At 68.4% G+C, this 17,124-nt stretch carries 16 protein-coding genes; 13 read left to right on the forward strand and 3 right to left on the reverse strand.

Annotation, left to right across the window (positions count from 1 at the left end; all coding sequences use genetic code 11):
- The coding region (locus BLV57_RS07630; RefSeq protein WP_143047012.1) for an IS30 family transposase at positions 1-292 on the forward strand (292 nt) is incomplete at its 5' end.
- Positions 293-349: 57 nt separating this feature from the next.
- Here BLV57_RS07630 and BLV57_RS07635 read toward each other — a convergent pair.
- Positions 350-1,537, reverse strand: a complete 1,188-nt coding sequence (locus BLV57_RS07635; RefSeq protein ID WP_091287951.1) for an ROK family transcriptional regulator — start codon at positions 1,535-1,537, stop codon at positions 350-352.
- Positions 1,538-1,668: 131 nt separating this feature from the next.
- Between BLV57_RS07635 and BLV57_RS07640 the strand changes: the two genes are divergently transcribed.
- The 5 genes from BLV57_RS07640 (at position 1,669) to BLV57_RS07665 (ending at position 9,619) form a co-directional block, all read left to right on the forward strand.
- On the forward strand, positions 1,669-2,901 hold the full coding sequence (locus tag BLV57_RS07640; RefSeq protein WP_091287952.1) for an ROK family transcriptional regulator: 1,233 nt from the start codon (positions 1,669-1,671) through the stop codon (positions 2,899-2,901).
- Between the two features lie 101 nt (positions 2,902-3,002).
- Positions 3,003-5,240: an RICIN domain-containing protein gene (locus BLV57_RS44390; RefSeq protein ID WP_425425965.1), complete on the forward strand. Its 2,238-nt coding sequence runs from the start codon at positions 3,003-3,005 to the stop codon at positions 5,238-5,240.
- Complete coding sequence (locus BLV57_RS07655) at positions 5,237-7,081, forward strand: RICIN domain-containing protein (RefSeq protein ID WP_091289008.1); 1,845 nt, start codon at positions 5,237-5,239, stop codon at positions 7,079-7,081. The genes BLV57_RS44390 and BLV57_RS07655 overlap by 4 nt, the downstream gene beginning before the upstream one ends.
- 11 nt (positions 7,082-7,092) lie before the next feature.
- A complete protein-coding gene (locus tag BLV57_RS07660) occupies positions 7,093-8,445 on the forward strand; it encodes a chitinase (protein ID WP_091289009.1) in 1,353 nt (450 codons plus the stop codon).
- 97 nt (positions 8,446-8,542) lie between these two features.
- Complete coding sequence (locus BLV57_RS07665; RefSeq protein ID WP_091287953.1) at positions 8,543-9,619, forward strand: threonine aldolase family protein; 1,077 nt, start codon at positions 8,543-8,545, stop codon at positions 9,617-9,619.
- A 43-nt stretch (positions 9,620-9,662) separates the two neighbouring features.
- Here the strand turns inward: BLV57_RS07665 and BLV57_RS07670 are convergent, their stop codons facing one another.
- Positions 9,663-10,364 carry a GntR family transcriptional regulator gene (locus BLV57_RS07670; protein WP_091287954.1) on the reverse strand — a complete coding sequence of 234 codons (702 nt, stop codon included), beginning with the start codon at positions 10,362-10,364 and terminating at the stop codon, positions 9,663-9,665.
- A gap of 136 nt (positions 10,365-10,500) precedes the next feature.
- Between BLV57_RS07670 and BLV57_RS07675 the strand changes: the two genes are divergently transcribed.
- The 5 genes from BLV57_RS07675 to BLV57_RS07695 are packed head-to-tail and all read left to right on the forward strand — an operon-like array spanning position 10,501 to position 14,767.
- Entirely contained in the window at positions 10,501-11,748 is a 1,248-nt protein-coding gene (locus BLV57_RS07675) for an MFS transporter (protein ID WP_091289010.1), read from the forward strand.
- Between the two features lie 13 nt (positions 11,749-11,761).
- Positions 11,762-12,556 carry a putative hydro-lyase gene (locus BLV57_RS07680; protein ID WP_091287955.1) on the forward strand — a complete coding sequence of 265 codons (795 nt, stop codon included), beginning with the start codon at positions 11,762-11,764 and terminating at the stop codon, positions 12,554-12,556.
- Positions 12,557-13,303, forward strand: coding sequence for a LamB/YcsF family protein (locus BLV57_RS07685; RefSeq protein WP_091287956.1), 747 nt, complete (start codon positions 12,557-12,559; stop codon positions 13,301-13,303).
- Positions 13,303-13,911 carry a 5-oxoprolinase subunit B family protein gene (locus BLV57_RS07690; protein ID WP_091287957.1) on the forward strand — a complete coding sequence of 203 codons (609 nt, stop codon included), beginning with the start codon at positions 13,303-13,305 and terminating at the stop codon, positions 13,909-13,911. The genes BLV57_RS07685 and BLV57_RS07690 overlap by 1 nt, the downstream gene beginning before the upstream one ends.
- Positions 13,901-14,767 (forward strand): 5-oxoprolinase subunit C family protein, encoded by an 867-nt coding sequence (locus tag BLV57_RS07695; RefSeq protein ID WP_091287958.1) that lies wholly within the window; start codon positions 13,901-13,903, stop codon positions 14,765-14,767. Before BLV57_RS07690 ends, BLV57_RS07695 begins: the two co-directional genes overlap by 11 nt.
- On the opposite strand, the gene BLV57_RS07700 is transcribed toward BLV57_RS07695, so the two are convergent.
- On the reverse strand, positions 14,742-15,380 hold the full coding sequence (locus BLV57_RS07700) for an alpha-ketoglutarate-dependent dioxygenase AlkB family protein (RefSeq protein WP_091287959.1): 639 nt from the start codon (positions 15,378-15,380) through the stop codon (positions 14,742-14,744). The genes BLV57_RS07695 and BLV57_RS07700 overlap by 26 nt on opposite strands.
- Positions 15,381-15,462: 82 nt before the next feature.
- On the opposite strand from BLV57_RS07700, the gene BLV57_RS07705 reads away from it, so the two are divergent.
- Both BLV57_RS07705 and BLV57_RS07710 read left to right on the forward strand, forming a co-directional pair.
- The gene (locus tag BLV57_RS07705) at positions 15,463-15,945 is read left to right on the forward strand and encodes a SigE family RNA polymerase sigma factor (RefSeq protein ID WP_176968539.1); all 483 of its coding nucleotides are present in this window, start codon (positions 15,463-15,465) and stop codon (positions 15,943-15,945) included.
- On the forward strand, positions 15,942-17,105 hold the full coding sequence (locus BLV57_RS07710; protein WP_091287961.1) for a hypothetical protein: 1,164 nt from the start codon (positions 15,942-15,944) through the stop codon (positions 17,103-17,105). The genes BLV57_RS07705 and BLV57_RS07710 overlap by 4 nt, the downstream gene beginning before the upstream one ends.
- Positions 17,106-17,124 lie beyond the last annotated feature (19 nt).

Here is a 17,124-nt window from a genome sequence, read left to right on the forward strand (position 1 = left end):
ATCACTGACCTGGGACCAAGGCAACGAGATGGCCCAGCACGCCCAGTTCACCCTCGACACCGGCCTGCAGGTCTACTTCTGCAACCCACACAGCCCCTGGGAACGCGGCAGCAACGAAAACACCAACGGCCTGCTACGCCAGTACTGGCCCAAAAGCTCAGACCTGCGCCACCTCACCCAAACCCACTGCGACACCGTCGCCCTCCGCCTCAACACCCGACCACGCCCTACACTCGGCCTGCTCACACCAGCACAAGCACTAGACAAAGCACTACTTGCAACAACCAGTTGAAACCACCCCACTTTAGTCAGATAAGACCTGACGAAAGCCACTTTCGGGCTTTCACTGTTAGGCGAGGGGGTGGCCGCCGGTCGACAGGAGCTGGCCGATGGGCAGGGTGGCCGCGCCCAGTGCGACGGCCTCCTGGCCGAGCTGGCCGAGTTCGATCTCGGTCTGGCCGTACATGTAGTCGAGGGCGTGGCGGCGGACCGCGTCGCGGACGGCCGGGAGGATCGCGGGGCCGAGGGTTTCGCCGGCCCAGCCCGAGAGGACCACGCGGTCGGGCGCGAGGAGGTTGACCAGGTTGGAGATCCCGATGCCCAGATACTCGGCGGTCGTGTCGAGGACGGTGGCCGCCGCGCCCGGCTCGGCGGCGCGGGTGACCAGTTCGACCAATCGGGATTCTGTGTCTGAGGCCCGCAGACGCGTGGCCCCCGGTAACGCTCGGTAACTCCGCAGGATGGCTTCGGCGCCGACGTAAGCCTCGAGGCAGCCGCGCGAGCCGCACCGGCACGCGGCGCCGCCGACCTGGATGACCGTGTGGCCCCACTCGCTGGTCGTGCTGGTCACGCCGCGGCCGGAGTCCGCGGTCATGGCCGCGCCGATGCCGACGCCGAGCAGCGCGATGATCGCCCGGTCCGCGCCCCGGCCCGCGCCGCGCCACATCTCGGCCTGGCCCAGCGTGCGGGCGCAGTTGTCGACGAACAGCGGGCCGTCGACGCCCGCGCGGACCATCGAGGTGAACGGCACCCCGGACCAGCCCAGGGTCGGCGCGTGCACGAGACCGCCGGATTTGACCACGCCGGGCACGCCGATCCCGACACCGAGCACCGGGCCCGGCACCTGCGCGATCACATCGGCGATGCCCGAGATGGCCAGCGCGGCCAGCTTCTCCGGGTCGAGCTTGGCGTCGGCGATGGGGTACGTGGCGGTCGCGACCGTCGTCAGCGCGAAGTCGAACAGCCCCGCCTGCAGGTGCGTCTCGCCGATGTCCACCCCGACCACGTGGCCGAACTCGGGCCGGACCCGCAACAATGTGCGGGGACGGCCACCGTCGGAGTCGATCGAACCGGCCTCGGCGACCAGCCCGTCCGCGACGAGATCGGACACGACATTGCTCACCGTGGCGGAACTCAGCCCCGACGCGCGCATCAGTTCCAGCCTGCTGCCGGGGCCGTGCAAGTACAGCTGCGACAGCAGCGCGGCCCGGTTGTGGCGGCGGAGGTCCCGCGTTGTCTGTTGTACCGCGCGAGTCACACCGGGGATTGTGCCAGACAGTAACCGGATCGGCTGAGGAATCAGTCTTAATTCACTAGTTAATTCATGGCCACAAAATAGGCGATCAGGCATGCTGTCTCATATATGCCCGAAGCCGAGATGGGGAGCTCATGGCAGCGAAGCGCACCACAGTCCGGGACCTCCGGCGCCACAACCGGTCCCTGCTGCTGTCGAAGCTGTACTTCGACGGTCCGCTGAGCCGTCACGAACTCAGCCAGCTGACCGGGTTGAGCGCCGCCACCGTCAGCAATGTCACCGGTGAGCTCGCCGAGGAGCAGCTCATCGTCGAGGCCGGGCTGGTCGAATCGGACGGCGGACGCCCGCGCGTGCTCCTGCGCGTCGATCCGGAGTACGGGCACGTGGCCGGCATCGACATCGGCGAGACCGGGGTCAAGGTCGAGCTGTTCGACCTGGCGATGAACCGGCTCGCCACGGTCGACCACGCGCTGCCGTCGTCGCGCCCGTCGCCGTCCGCGGTGGTCGCGCAGGTCGGCTCCGGGCTGCGCGAGGTGCTCGCGGAGACCGGCGTCGACGAGTCGAGCCTGCTCGGCGTCGGCATCGGCGTGCCCGGCACGGTCGAGCACGGCGACGAGGTGCTGGTGCACGCGCCGACCGTCGGCTGGAACGACGTCGCGCTCGAAGACCTGCTGCGCGCCGAGGGCATCGATCTCCCGCTGTACATCGACAACGGCGCGAAGACCCAGGGCCAGGCCGAGATGTGGTTCGGCGCGGGCCGGGGCGCGCGGCACGCGGTGATACTGCTCATCGGCTCCGGCGTCGGCGCCGCGGTGATCACCGATGGCAACACCTACCGCGGTTCCACGAGCAGCGCGGGCGAATGGGGCCACACGACCATCGCGTACGGCGGGCAGGTCTGCCGCTGTGGTTCGCACGGCTGCCTCGAGGCGTACGTCGGCGCCGCCGGAATACTCGAGCGCTACCGCAAGGCACGCGGCGGGCGGACGGTCCCCGGCGCGGACGAGCCCGCGCAGCTCGAAAGTCTCGTCGCCGCGGCCGCGAAGTCCAAGTCGGCCGCACGCGTGCTCGAAGAGACCGCGGGCTACCTCGGCGCCGGCATCGCGAACCTGATCAACCTGTTCAACCCGGAGCGGATCGTGCTCGGCGGCTGGGCAGGCCTGACCATCGGCGAGGCGTCGCTGGCCGACATCACCGAGTCGGCCAGGCGGCATTCGCTGGACCATCCGTTCGGCCAGACCTCGATCGAACTCGGTCAGCTGGGGCCGGACGCGGTGGCGATAGGAGCCGCCACGCTGCCCGTCGCGGCGTTGCTGGAGCAGGGCGCGGACACCCGGACGGGCGCGCACGGGAGCGCCGTGGCTTAGTTCCCCACCTTTGTTCGTGACTTAAAGTTAGTAGTTGTCTCCATGGTATGGACCATGGATACTCGTTTGTTGCCACGCGCAACAAACGAGAGGTGACAATGATGTCAACCCGACTCGGGCGGTTCGGCCTCCTGCTGGCGACTGCCGCTCTCCTCGTCCCCACGATCACCACCACGATCACCACAGCAGCGTCAGCGGGGCCCGCCGCCATCGAGGCCGCCACCTTCACCGACGACTTCAACGGTCCGGCGAACAGCGGGATCGACGGCTCGAAATGGCAGTTCGAGACCGGCGACAACGTGAACAACCACGAACGCCAGTGGTACACCTCGGGCACGAACAACGCGAAGCTCGACGGCCAGGGCAACCTGGTGATCACCGCCAAGAAAGAGAATCCCGGCAACTACAACTGCTGGTACGGCCGCTGCGAGTACACCTCCGCGCGGCTTTCGACGGCGAGCAAGTTCACCCAGACCTACGGCCGCTACGAAGCGCGGATGAAACTCCCGCGCGGCCAGGGCATGTGGCCGGCGTTCTGGATGCTGGGCAACGACATCGGCAGCGTCGGCTGGCCCAACAGCGGCGAGATCGACATCATGGAGAACGTCGGTTTCGAGCCGAACACCGTGCACGGCACGCTGCACGGCCCCGGTTACTCGGGCAGCGGCGGCATCGGCGCCGGCTACAGCGGCCCCAACTTCTCCGACGGTTTCCACACGTTCGCGATCGACTGGGCGCCCAACAAGATCACGTGGTCCGTCGACGGCAACGTCTACCAGACCCGCACCCCGGCCGACCTCAACGGCAACCGCTGGGTCTTCGACCACCCCTTCTACATCATCCTGAACCTCGCGGTCGGCGGCTACTGGCCTGGCGATCCCAATGGCAGCACCGTCTTCCCGCAGCAGCTGGTCGTCGACTACGTGCACGTCACCACCAGCAACACCGGCTCGGGCAACACCGGGCCGATCACCGGGCTGGCAGGTAAGTGCGTCGACGTCGCGGGCGCCAACAGCGCCAACGGAACCGCCGTGCAGTTGTACGACTGCAACGGCACCGGCGCTCAGCAGTGGACGGTCGGCGGCGGCGCGGTGAAAGCGCTCGGCAAATGCCTCGACGTGACCAGCGCGGGAACGGCCAACGGCACCCCGATCCAGCTCTACGACTGCAACGGTTCCGGTGCGCAGCAATGGACCGCGAACGGGTCCAAACAGCTCGTGAACTCCGGCTCCGGCAGGTGTTTGGACGTCACCGGCAACAACTCCGCCAACGGGACCAGGCTGCAGATCTGGGACTGCGGTGGCGGCGCCAACCAGCAGTGGAACGTGCCCGGCGCGTCACTGGCGAAGACCGAGTCCGTCCAAGCAGGACCGACCGCGGCCCAGCTACTCGCGAAAGTCTCATCGTGTCAGCAGATTTCGAACGGTAAGTACGCCACCGACGAGGGCGGCGCGGCGACCATTCCGGTCTGCAAGACGGGCAGCGCGGTCCACTTCACCGGTGACCTGGACATCGACTGCGACGGCGTCCGTACCACGCAATGCAACGAGAACACCGACTGCTGCTTTTACAACGACACCGCGTTCCACACCTCGACCGACCAGCCGCTGAACGCCGCGCAGCTGCCGTATGTGGTGCTGCCGCAGCCTTCGGGCACCTGGGACTACCGCTCGCAGGGCATCGACGGCGGAGACGTGGTGGCGGTCATCTACAACAACAAAGTCGAATACGCGGTCGTCGGCGACACCGGCCCGGCGGGCATCGCCGGTGAGGCGTCGTACGCGACGGCGGTCGACCTCGGCATCAACCCCGACCCGAAGAACGGCGGCACCGCAGGCCCGGTGACCTACATCGTCTTCCCCGGCTCGCGGGTGAACCCGATCGAAGACCACGGCCGCGCGGTCTCGGTCGGTGAGCAGGCCGCCTCGCAGTTCGTCGGGGGCGGCACCCCGCCGAGCGGCGGCGTCGGGCAGATCACCGGCTACGGCGGCAAGTGCGTCGACGTCGCGGGCGCCAACAGCGCCAACGGGACCGCCGTGCAGCTCTACGACTGCAATGGCACGAACGCTCAACAGTGGACGGTCGGCGGCGGCGCGGTGAAGGCGCTCGGCAAGTGCCTCGCGGTACCCGGCACCGCCAACGGAACCCAGGCGCAGATCACCACCTGCGACGGGTCCGGCGGCCAGCAGTGGACGGCCAACTCGTCACAACAGCTGGTGAATTCGGGCTCCGGCAAGTGTCTCGACGCCACCGGCGTCTCCTCGGCCAACGGCACCCGCCTGCAGATCTGGACCTGCGGCTCGGGCGCCAACCAGAAGTGGACGGTCCCCTCGGCATGAAACGTCTTCTCCCCCTTCTCTCAGCGGCGCTGGTGACCGCCGCGCTCGTCAACGTCCCGGCTCAGGCCGCGGGCGAGAGCGTGAACATCTGGCTCACCACCACTGACGACGGCCGCGGCGTGCACGTCACCCGCGGTCTCCAGCAGCAGGCTTCGATCAACTTCTCGCCGGGCACCGGCTCCGGCGGGCAGACGATCAATGTCAACGAGAACACCAGATATCAGCAGTTCGAAGGTGGCGGAGCGTCCTTCACGGACACCGCGGCCTGGCTCATGAACTCCAGCGGCGCGCTCAGCCAGGCCACCCGCGACGACGTCATGCGCAAGCTGTTCGACCCGGGCAGCGGCATCGGGCTGAGCTTCATCCGCAACCCGATGGCGTCTTCGGATCTCGCCAGGTTCAGCTATTCCTACGACGACCTGCCCGCCGGGCAGACCGACCCGAGCCTGAGCAAGTTCTCCATCCAGCACGACCTCGCCGACGTCGTGCCGCTGACCAAGCAGGCCAAGCAGCTCAACCCGGCGATCAAGATCATGGGCTCGCCCTGGAGCCCGCCGCCGTGGATGAAGGACAACGGCGACTTCAAGCAGGGCTGGCTCAAGTCGGAGTTCTACCAGGCGTACGCGCAATACTTCGTCAAGTACATCCAGGCGTATGCGGGACAAGGGATCCCGATCGACTACGTGTCCGTCCAGAACGAGCCGACCTGCTGTCCCAGCTATCCGTCGATGAACTGGAACGGTTCCGGGCTCGCCTACTTCACCAAGACCAACCTGCTGCCCTCGCTGCGGGGCGCCGGTCTGTCCACCAAGGTACTCGCGCTGGACTGGAACTGGGACAAGTACGACGAGTTCGCCGCGCCGACGGTCGACGACGCCGCCATCCGCAACGACCCGAACTTCGGCGGCATGGCCTGGCACGGCTACGGCGGCGATGTCAACCAGCAGACCGTGGTGCACAACCGGTACCCGTCGATGAACGCGTACAGCACCGAGCACTCCGGCGGCACCTGGGTCTCGAACCAGCACGCCGAGGACATGCTCAACATCGTCGACTACACGCGCAACTGGAGCCGCAGCATCGTCAAGTGGAGCCTGGCGCTGGACCAGGATATGAAGCCGCACAACGGCGGCTGCGACGTCTGCACCGGGTTCATCACCGTCCACAATGGAGACTCCAGGCACGGGCAGGTCGACTACACGGTCGAGTACTACACGATGGGGCACCTGACCAAGTTCGTGAAGCCGGGCGCGTACCGGATCGAGTCGAACGACACGGCCGTGCGCAATGTCGCGTGGAAGAACCCCGACGGCTCGAAGGCGCTGATCGCGTACAACCCGGGAGCGGGCGCGCAGAGCGTGCGGGTCAACTGGGGCAACCAGTCGTTCACGTACAACCTGCCCGGCAAGACTTCGGCGACGTTCACCTGGAACGGCACGCAGGGCAGCGGCGGCGGCAAGACCGGTCCGATCACCGGGCTCGCCGGCAAGTGCGTCGACGTCGCGGGCGCCAACAGCGCCAACGGCACCGCCGTGCAGCTCTACGACTGCAACGGCAGCGGCGCGCAGCAATGGACCGTCGGCGCCGACGGCACCCTCCGCGCGCTCGGCAAGTGCCTCGACGTCACCGGTCAGTCCACAGCGGACGGAGCGCAGCTGCAGCTGTGGGACTGCGCGGGCGGCGGCAACCAGAGATGGACGGCCAACGGGTCGAAACAGCTGGTCGGTGCGGGTTCCGGCAAATGCCTGGACGTCACCGGCAACAACTCGGCCAACGGCACCCGCCTGCAGATCTGGTCTTGTGGATCGGGTGCCAACCAGCAGTGGAACCTCCCAGCGTGAAGGAGTTCACCATGCGTAAGGTTTTCGCGCTGCTAGGCGGCGCGGCCATCCTCACCTCGCTCTTCGCCGTGCCCGCGCAAGCCGCGACCGGCGCGATCACCGGTCTGGCGGGCAAATGCGTCGATGTCGCGGGCGCCAACAGCGCCAACGGCACGGCGATCCAGCTCTACGACTGCAACGGCACCGGGGCGCAGACCTGGACCACCAACGCCGACGGCTCGGTGCAGGCGCTCGGGAAGTGTCTCGACGTGACCGCGGCGTCGACCGCCGACGGCGCGCAGATCCAGTTGTACGACTGCAACGGGACCGGCGCGCAGAAATGGTCCGCGAACGCGTCCAAACAGCTCGTGAACACCGGCTCCGGTAAGTGTTTGGACGTCACCGGCAACACTTCGGCCAACGGGACCCGGTTGCAGATCTGGACCTGTGGCGGTGGCGCGAATCAGCAGTGGAACCTGCCGACCGGCACGTCCGTGCCGCCGGGCCCCGGCGCGATGGCCGTCGCGCCGTACCTCTACAACGGCTGGGGCAACCCGCCGAGCCCGACCACGATCATGCAGGCCACCGGCGTCAAGTGGTTCACGCTCGCCTTCGTGCTGTCCAATGGCTACTGCAACCCGCAGTGGGACGGCGGCCGCGCGCTCACCGGCGGCGTCGACCAGAGCACGGTCAACGCGATTCGCGGCGCGGGCGGCGACGTCATCCCGTCGTTCGGCGGCTACAGCGGCAACAAGCTGGAGTCGTCGTGCGGCAGCGCGGGCGAGCTGGCGGCGGCGTATCAGAAGGTGATCAACGGGCTGGGCTTCAAGGCGATCGACCTCGATCTGGAGGCAGACGCGTACTCGAACCCGACCGTGCAGCAGCGCACGATCGACGCGCTGAAGACCATTCGCGCCAACAACCCCGGAATCAAGCTGTACTTCACGATCGGCACCGGCCAGAGCGGGCCGGACACCAGCCTGATCAACCGGGCGGCGGCCTCCGGGCTGACCATGGACGGCTGGACGATCATGCCGTTCGACTTCGGCGGCGCGGGCCAGAACATGGGCAACCTGACCGTTCAAGCCGCGGAAGGGCTCAAGAACGCGGTCAAGAACGCCTACGGGTACAGCGACGACCAGGCGTACCGGCGCATGGGGATCTCGTCGATGAACGGCATCACCGACGTCAACGAGACGGTGACGCTCAACGACTTCCGCACGATCCTGAACTACGCCAACGCGCACCACCTGGCGCGGCTGACGTTCTGGTCGACCAACCGGGACCGGCCGTGTCCCGGCGGCTACCCGAACAACGACACCTGCTCCGGGGTCGCCCAGCAGAACTGGGACTTCACCCGCATCTTCGCGCAGTACGCGGGCTAACGATTTAGCGGGCTTTATCCCGGTGCTTTCCCGGGATAAAGCCCGCTAAATCCCGTTCTGCCTGCCCGCCGCCGTGGGGAACCCTAGAGTGGCGGGCATGAACATCTGGCAGGGCCGGTTCGCCGGCGCGGACCGCTTCCTCTCCGGCCACCGGCGCCTGACCAGCCGCGAATGGCTGGCGCACCTCGCGGACGCGCCCGGCGCGGACGACGCGCCGGACCTGTACAACGAAGGTCCCGCCCTGCAGCAGCTCGAAACCGATGTCGCGCGGCTGCTCGGCAAGCCGAAAGGTCGTTTTGTCGTCAAAGGCGTGATGGCACAGCAGGCTTTGCTGCGCGTATGGGCCGAACGGTCCCGCCGCCGGACCGTAGCGCTCCATGCGCTCAGCCACATCGAACGCGACGAAGACGACGGCTACCGGCGGCTGCACGGGCTGGAAGGCATCACGCTCGGCGGCACCGGCCCGTTCACCCTCGACGACCTGCGCAAGGTCAACCAGCCGCTCGGGGTGGTCACGGTCGAGCTGCCGATCAGCATGGGCGGGCACCAGCTGCCGAGCTGGGACGAGCTGACCGCGATCTCGCACTGGTGCCGCGAGAACCGCGTCCCGCTGCATTTCGACGGCGCGCGACTGTGGGAGAGCGCGCCGTACTACGGCAAGTCGCTCGCCGAGGTCGCCGCGCTCGCCGATTCGGTGTACGTGTCGTTCTACAAGACGATCGGCGGGCTCGCGGGCTGCGTGATCGCGGGCGACGAGGACGTCATCGACGAAACCGTCCCGTGGACGACGCGGCATGGCGGCAACGTCTTCACCGTGTTCCCGTACGTGCTCGCCGCGCGCGAAGGCCTGCGCGCCCGATTGCCGAAGATCGACGGGTACCGCACGCGTGCCCGTAGCCTGGCCGCGGCGATCGCCCAGGTGCCCGGGGTGTCGGTCAATCCGGATCCGCCGCACACGAACGCGTTCCGGGTCTTCCTGCCCGGCACGCCCGAGCAGCTCACCGAGGCGCACCGCGCGCTCGTCGACGCCGAGGCCGTGTGGTTGTTCAACGCTTTCGAGGCGACCGGGCTGCCGGGGCTGAGCCAGACCGGGGTCACCGTGGGCGACGCGACCGAAGAGCTCACCGACGACGAGGTCGCCAGGCTGATCGGGCTGCTGGTCGCCAAGCTCTGATGGGGTCGTGAGTGGTACGGCCGGTTCTAACCGGCCAAAACACTCACGACTCCAGTTTCGTGTAGGCGTCGACGAGCTGGCGTTCGGCGTCGTTGAGGTAGGACGAGAGCAGCGCGGCGGCGCCCGGGCCTTCGCCCTTGCCGATGAACTCGAGGATGTCGTGGTTGCGCGGCAGGTAGCGCTCGTGGAACCGGCGTGGATCGGTCATCTGCTGGAAGACCAGGCGCAGCTCGGCCGAGAGCACGGTCATCAGCTCGTTGACGCGCTCGCTGTGCGCGAGCGACGCGATGGCGCCGTGGAAGTGGATGTTCGCCGTGCCGAGGTCACGCCAGCGCTCTTCGCGGGCGGCCAGGTCACCGTCGGCGACCGCCTTGGCGAGCTTTTCGTACTCCGCGGGGCGCTTGGTGAGCGCCTGGACCGCCGAGCATTCGATGAGCCTGCGGACCCGGTAGATGTCGCGGACGTCTTCGACCGTCGGCTTGCGCACTGAGACACCGCGGTTGAGCTCATGGGTCAGCAGCCGCTGGTGGGTGAGCAGGCGGAAGGCCTCGCGCAAGGTGTTGCGGGAGACGCCGAGCGCCGTGCCGATGTCGAGCTCGGACAGCCGCTCGCCCGGCTTGAAGAAACCCTCCGCGATGCGCGTGCCGAGGATGTCCGCGACGCGTTGCGCCGTGCTCGTGCGGCCCAGCAGGGCTCTGTCTGCCGCAAGCCCGTCGGCCGCTGGCCCGTCATCGGCGGTGATCACCTTGTCATCTTACTCAACATGAGGCTTTGTCACCATGAGACTCTGTCATCAATAGGACAAGAGTCTTGTGGAATTGTTCAACAATCATCTACCGTGTGAGCCATGCCACGATGAGGTCCTTCGAAGCGAGGTGCTGATGAACGCGATAGCCGCCACAGACGAAGACACCCGGCCGTTCGCCTGGTACCGCACGCTCAGCCCGCGCGGACGCCGTGCGTTCGCCGGCGCGTTCGGCGGGTACGGGCTGGACTCCTACGACTACTGGGTGCTGCCGTTCAGCATCGGCGCGATCATCGCCTACTTCCACATCTCGACCGGGACCGGCGGCCTGCTCGGCACGGTCACGCTCGTGGTCTCCGCGATCGGCGGCGCGGGCGCCGGCATCCTCGCGGACCGGATCGGCCGCGTCAAAACCCTGCAGCTGACGGTCGCGACGTACACCATCTTCACCGTGGCCTGCGGATTCGCGCCCAACTTCGAAACGCTGCTCGTGCTGCGTGGCCTGCAAGGTCTGGGGTTCGGCGGCGAGTGGGCGGCGGGCGCGATCCTGATCGCCGAATACGCCAAGCCGAAGTTCCGCGGCCGCACGGTCGCCTTCGTGCAGAGCTCGTGGGCGGTCGGCTGGGGCCTGCTCGTGTTCGTGCAGACGATCGTGTTCACCGCGGCGCCGGACGACATCGCCTGGCGGATCCTGTTCTGGACCGGTGTCATCCCCGCGCTGCTCGTCCTTTGGGTGCGCCGCAACGTCCAAGACGCCGACGAGGCCACCGAACGCCGCGAGCGTTCGGCGTCGAAAGGCTCGTTCACCGCGATCTTCAAAGGCGACCTGCTCCGCACCACGCTGTTCGCGGCGCTGCTGTCCACCGGTGTGCAGGGCGGCTATTACACGCTCGCGACCTGGCTGCCGACGTACCTGAAGAAGACCCGCGAGCTGACGGTCATCAACAGCACCGGCTACTACGCCGTGCTCATCGCGGGCGCGTTCATCGGCTACGTCTGCGGCGGCTATCTCACGGACCTGTTGGGGCGCAAGAAGAACATCTGGATCTTCGCGGTGCTCTCGGCCGTGCTGATCTTCGCGTACACGCAGGTCCCGCACGGCGCGAACGGGCTGATCCTGGTGCTGAGCTTCCCGCTCGGCTTCTCGATGTCGGCGATCTTCGCGGGCTTCGGCTCGTTCCTCGCGGAGCTGTACCCGACCGAGGTGCGCGGCACCGGCCAGGGCTTCACCTACAACTTCGGCCGCGCGATCGGCGCCGTCTTCCCGACCGTGGTCGGTTTCTACGGCGTCGGCGGCGCGCTCGTGCTCGGCGCGGTCGGCTACGGCATCGCCGCGCTCGCGTTGTTCGGCCTGCCGGAGACCCGGGGCCGCGTCCTCACCTAGGAAGGGGCTGGAGATGACCACCATGCAGGACCCGTCGACGCTCACCCCGGCCGCCGCCCGCGCGTTGTTCCGCTCCGGCAAGACCAGGCCGACGGCGGGCTGGGCGTCCGGCTTCACCCAGGCGAACCTGATCGCCGTGCCCGAGGACTGGGCCTACGACGTGCTGCTGTTCTGCCAGCGCAACCCGAAGCCGTGCCCGGTGCTCGACGTCAGCGAACCCGGCGACCCGACCACCACGCTCGCGCCCGGTGCGGACCTCCGATCCGACCTGCCGCTCTACCGAGTGTGGGAGAACGGCCAGCTCGCGGGCGAGGTGTCGGACGTCAGCGGGTTGTGGCGGACGGACCTGGTCGCGTTCTCGATCGGCTGCAGTTTCACGTTCGAGACCGCGCTCGCCGAAGCGGGCATCCCGTTGCGGCACGTCGATCAAGGCCGCAACGTTGCGATGTACGTGACGAACGTCGAGTGCAGGCCTGCGGGCAGGCTGCACGGGCCGATGGTGGTCTCGATGCGGCAGATCCCGGCGGACCGGGTCGAGGACGCGACCCGGATCAGCGCCGCGATGCCCGCGGTGCACGGCGCACCCGTGCACGTGGGCGATCCCGCCCGGCTGGGTATCCGTGACCTCGGGCGGCCGGACTTCGGCGACCCGGTCGACGCGGAACCCGGTGACGTGCCGATGTTCTGGGCCTGCGGGGTGACGCCGCAGGCCGCACTGATGGCGTCGCGGCCGCCGTTCGCGATCACGCACGCGCCAGGACACATGTTCGTCTCAGACCGGCGAGACTCGGACTATCGGGTGGTGTGAATGGACCTCAACAGTGATTTAGGCGAGGGCTTCGGGGCCTGGAAGATGGGCGACGACGAGGCGATGCTCGACATCGTCTCCAGCGCCAACATCGCGTGCGGCTTCCACGCGGGCGACCCGAGCGTGATGCGCCGCGTCTGCGAGCGGGCGGCCGGACGCGGGGTCACGATCGGCGCGCACGTCGGGTACCGCGACCTGGCCGGGTTCGGCAGGCGCGCGCTCGACATCGCGCCGGACGACCTGACCAACGAGGTGATGTACCAGATCGGCGCGCTCGACACGTTCGCGATCGCGGCGGGCTCCGGCGTGAAGTACGTGAAACCGCACGGCGCGCTGTACAACACGGCCACCGTGGACAGCGCGCAGGCGGCGGCCGTGCTCGACGGGATCCGGCGGTACGGCACCGATCTGGCGGTGCTGTGCCTGCCGGGCTCCGAGCTGGAGCGGCTGGCGCCGGAGTTCGGGCTGACCGCGGTCGCCGAGGCGTTCGCGGACCGCGCGTACACCCCGGCCGGCACGCTGGTCTCCCGCAAGGAACCCGGCGCGGTGCTGCACGACCCCGATCTCGTCGCGAAACGCGCGGTCACCATGGCGACCGCTGGCGAGGTCGAGACGACCGAAGGCGTCCTCAAGCTCGAACCGGCGTCGTTGTGCGTGCACGGCGACACCCCCGGCGCTGTCGAGCTGGCCCGCCGGATCCGCGAGGGACTCGTGGCGGCCGGTGTCGACATCGGATCGTTCGCCTGATGCGCATCCTGCGTTATGGGGCACGGGCCGCGCTGGTCGACTTCGACCGGATCGAAGAGGTGCTCGGCCTGCAGGCCGCGATCGACGGCGAGCCACCGGACGGTCTCGTCGAGCTGGTGCCCGCGGCTCGCACGATCCTGCTGCGCTACGACCCGGACCGCACGAGTTTCGAACGGCTCTGCGACACGGTCCGGCAATACTCGTTCACCGAGACCGACCGTTCCGGTGGCAGCGAGGTCGCCGTGCCCGTGACCTACGACGGTGAAGATCTCGCGCACGTGGCTGCCGAAACCGGGTTCAGCGAGCGTGAGGTGATCGCCCGGCACACCGCAGGCGCGTACACGGTCGCGTTCTGCGGGTTCGCGCCCGGTTTCGGCTACCTGACCGGGCTCGACCCCGCGCTGCGGCTGCCTCGCCGCCGGACACCGCGCACCCGCGTGCCCGCCGGTTCCGTCGCCATCGCCGACGAGTACACCGCCATCTATCCGAACGAGTCGCCCGGCGGCTGGCAGCTGCTCGGGCACACCTCGCTCGCGGTCTGGGACGTCGACCGCGACCCGCCGCAGCTGCTCGCGCCCGGGACCAGGGTCCGGTTCCATGAAGTTTGAGGTTCTCGCGCCCGGTCCGCAGACCACCGTCCAGGATCTGGGGCGGCCCGGCTTGGCCGCGCTGGGTGTCGGCCGTGCGGGTGCGGCGGACCGGGCGTCGCTGCGGCTGGCCAATCGCCTGGTCGGCAACCCCGAGTCGCACGCGGCGCTCGAGGTGACCTTCGGCGGGCTGCGCGTGCGTTTCTCGGAAGACACCTGGGTGGCCGTCACCGGAGCCGTTTGTGTGGTGCGCGGTGGCCGTTCGCCGGGACTGGGCGTGCCGATCCTGGTGCGAGCCGGAGAGGACTTCTCGCTCGACGCACCTTCTCAAGGCTTACGAAACTACGTAGCCATGCGGGGTGGGATCGAGGTCACGCCGGTGCTGGGCTCCCGTTCGACGGACACGCTCGCCAAGCTCGGCCCTCCCGCGCTGACGCCGGGAATGACCGTGCCGCTCGGTCGCGGAACACTGCCGTTCCCAGCCGCGGATTTGGCTCCACAGTGTGCTTTCCCGGACGAATTGGTCCTGCACGTGACCCCGGGGCCGCGCTGGGACTGGTTCGTCACGGGCACTTTGGCCCAGTTGGCCTCGGCCCCGTTCCAAGTGACCTCCGACGTGAGCCGGGTCGGCGTCCGCTTGGCGGGCCCCACTTTGGTGCGCGCCAACGACGCCGAGTTGCCGCCGGAGGCCGCAGTCCCCGGCGCACTGCAGGTCCCGCCCGCGGGCGATCCGATCCTGTTCCTGGCCGATCACCCCGTGACCGGCGGCTACCCCGTGGTCGCCGTGGTGGACGAACCCGACGTGGATCTCGCCGCGCAGGCGCGACCGGGCCAGCATGTGCGGTTCGTGCTCAGAAACCAGAAACCCGGAGCGTGATGTTCAGCCGCCCGCTCAAGTCCAGATCGGGATCACCGTGGTCCGGCAACGTCTTCGTGACGCCGTGAAACGCGAGCCGCGAAGGCCCGCCGAACACGAACAGGTCACCTGAGCGCAGCTCGACGTCGGTCCACGGCCGTCCCCGGTGCTCGGTGTTCCCGAACCGGAACACGCACGCGTCGCCCAGGCTCAGCGACACCACCGGCTCCAGGCTCGCTTCGTCCTTGTCCTGGTGCAGCCCCATTTTCGCGGCGCTGTCGTAGTGGTTGATCAGCGCGATGTCCGGCTGATACTCGACAGCCGCGCCATAAGCGTCCGACACCGCCCGCTGCCCCAGCTCGGCCAGCCATCCGGGGAACGGCGTGACCGGCGCGCCGTCGACGTCGTCGATGGTCTTCGAATACTTGTACGGGTACCAGTGCCAGCCGAGACAGACCGTTCGCACCGACATCACCCCACCATTGGGGAGCCGCGCGGCCCGGAAGCCCGCCCGCGGCGTCGCCCATTCCCGGCAAGCGGCGACCAATCGCCGCCGGGTTTCCAGGTCCAGCCAATCGGGGACGTGCACCGCGCCGGGCGCGACCTCGGCGCGGGGCCGCGGGATGAGGTCCATGCCCCGAAATTACCCTCGCGAACGCTCAACCTTTCCGGCGGCCGCTCGGTCTAGGGGAGGTCTGGGTACGAAGGGGGCAGCTGTGCGGAAGGTCGATGAACGGTTCGAGGCGTTCGTGCTCAGGCACTACGCCGAGCTGTTCCGCTACGCGATGATCCTGTGCGGCGATCGCGCCGACGCCGAGGACCTGGTGCACGACGCGCTGCTGAAACTGGTCCGTCACCTGCGCCGCCTCGACATCGACCACGAGCGCGCGTACGCACGCAAAGCCGTCTTCAACCTCTTCCTCACCGGCAAGCGGCGCAAGCTCAAGGAGTTCCTCACCGACAACCGGCGCCTCGTCCAACCGGACATGGCGCCGGACGTGGTGTCGCGCGACGAGATGCTCGCGTTGCTGCTCACCCTGCCCAGGCGCGAACGGGCCGTGATCACCGCCCGCTTCTACCTCGACCTGTCCGAAGCGGACACCGCCGCGCTGCTCGGCTGCAGCGTCGGCACCGTGAAGTCATCGGCCAGCCGAGGTCTCGCCAAGCTCCGCGAACTGCACACCGAGGTGACACAATGACCGACTTTTCCACTGAGGTACGCGCCCGGCTCGCCGCCGCCACCGTGCCGGGACCGGGCGAAGATCAGGCCGCGCGCGCGGTCCGCGGCGTGCTCCGCGCCCGCGATCGCCGACGCCAGCGCCTGGCCGTCTCAGCGGTCGCGGCCGTCGTGCTCGCCGGGGGTGGAGTGACCGCGATCATGCGGACAAGCGCAGCGCCGGACGTATCCACGCCCGCCTCGAATGTGCTGTCCGAGTCGTCGTCATGGCCTCAACGCGGGCAGTTCACCGGCGACACCAGGTTGATCGACAGCTCGCTCGAAGCGTGGAGCCGGGCGTTCCCCAATGATCGCGCGGCGAACCCGGCAGTGCTTTTCGCCGGGTCGGCCGGCGGCAGCCACGGGGGGCTGATGACGGTCGTCGTCGTGCTGCGAGGCACCGACGAGAACGGCCGCACAGTGGTCGCTTTCGCCACCACGCCGCTGGAAGACGCACTTCCGTCGTACGGCGCGAAGGTGACGATTCGCGCACGGCAGGTGCTCGACAAGCCGCTGGACTCGGTTCCGGTGGTCGGCTTCGTGACCACGAAGCCGTTGGACGGCGAACAGTTCGACTCCAGCTTCGCCTTCGCGCTGACCGCTGCAGGCGTCAGCGACGCCAGGATCGTGTCTTCCATCGACGACGGCCCCGCCACGCCGATGGTGGACGGCGCGTTCTCCGTGGTGCTGCGGCAAGGCGCCGGTAGGTGGAACACCGCGGCGCTGCTCCGCGGGCGCGGCACGTTCGAACTCGCCTCGGGTGTCACTGACGTCGTCGCGCGTGACGTCAAGGTGGTCAAGAGCGACAACAAGCTGATGATCGACGGCCAAGCCGCCGTCGGTGACTTGGTCATAACGGGGTCGGGCGTAGTCGGCATCGTCGCGGCGGGCGGTGTGATCGACACGAACCTCGACCGCCTCAACGAGCTGCAAGCCGTCGACGGCACCTTCGACGGGACGAAGTATCTGCCGGAGCCGGGCAAGAACCCTGCTGACGGCAGCAGTCTCGTCCTCGATCACTTCGGGAGCGCGCTCGTCAAGATCAGCGTGGGCACCATCCACCGGGAAGCCGGCACCTGGCAGGTCACCCGCAGCGTGCCGATACCTGACGGAGTCGAGGGGGCGATGGTGATCAGCCGGTGAACTTTTGTCACGACCTGAA

Origin of the sequence: Amycolatopsis xylanica, from assembly GCF_900107045.1 — a bacterium.
Classification (GTDB): domain Bacteria; phylum Actinomycetota; class Actinomycetes; order Mycobacteriales; family Pseudonocardiaceae; genus Amycolatopsis; species Amycolatopsis xylanica.

Bases quoted from the DNA above. Each gene is read 5' to 3' on its own strand.
- BLV57_RS07640 (WP_091287952.1), top strand. From the start codon at position 1,669: ATGGCAGCGAAGCGCACCACAGTCCGGGACCTCCGGCGCCACAACCGG.
- BLV57_RS44390 (WP_425425965.1), top strand. From the start codon at position 3,003: ATGTCAACCCGACTCGGGCGGTTCGGCCTCCTGCTGGCGACTGCCGCT.
- BLV57_RS07655 (WP_091289008.1), top strand. From the start codon at position 5,237: ATGAAACGTCTTCTCCCCCTTCTCTCAGCGGCGCTGGTGACCGCCGCG.
- BLV57_RS07660 (WP_091289009.1), top strand. From the start codon at position 7,093: ATGCGTAAGGTTTTCGCGCTGCTAGGCGGCGCGGCCATCCTCACCTCG.
- BLV57_RS07665 (WP_091287953.1), top strand. From the start codon at position 8,543: ATGAACATCTGGCAGGGCCGGTTCGCCGGCGCGGACCGCTTCCTCTCC.
- BLV57_RS07675 (WP_091289010.1), top strand. From the start codon at position 10,501: ATGAACGCGATAGCCGCCACAGACGAAGACACCCGGCCGTTCGCCTGG.
- BLV57_RS07680 (WP_091287955.1), top strand. From the start codon at position 11,762: ATGACCACCATGCAGGACCCGTCGACGCTCACCCCGGCCGCCGCCCGC.
- BLV57_RS07685 (WP_091287956.1), top strand. From the start codon at position 12,557: ATGGACCTCAACAGTGATTTAGGCGAGGGCTTCGGGGCCTGGAAGATG.
- BLV57_RS07690 (WP_091287957.1), top strand. From the start codon at position 13,303: ATGCGCATCCTGCGTTATGGGGCACGGGCCGCGCTGGTCGACTTCGAC.
- BLV57_RS07695 (WP_091287958.1), top strand. From the start codon at position 13,901: ATGAAGTTTGAGGTTCTCGCGCCCGGTCCGCAGACCACCGTCCAGGAT.
- BLV57_RS07700 (WP_091287959.1), bottom strand. From the start codon at position 15,380: ATGGACCTCATCCCGCGGCCCCGCGCCGAGGTCGCGCCCGGCGCGGTG.
- BLV57_RS07710 (WP_091287961.1), top strand. From the start codon at position 15,942: ATGACCGACTTTTCCACTGAGGTACGCGCCCGGCTCGCCGCCGCCACC.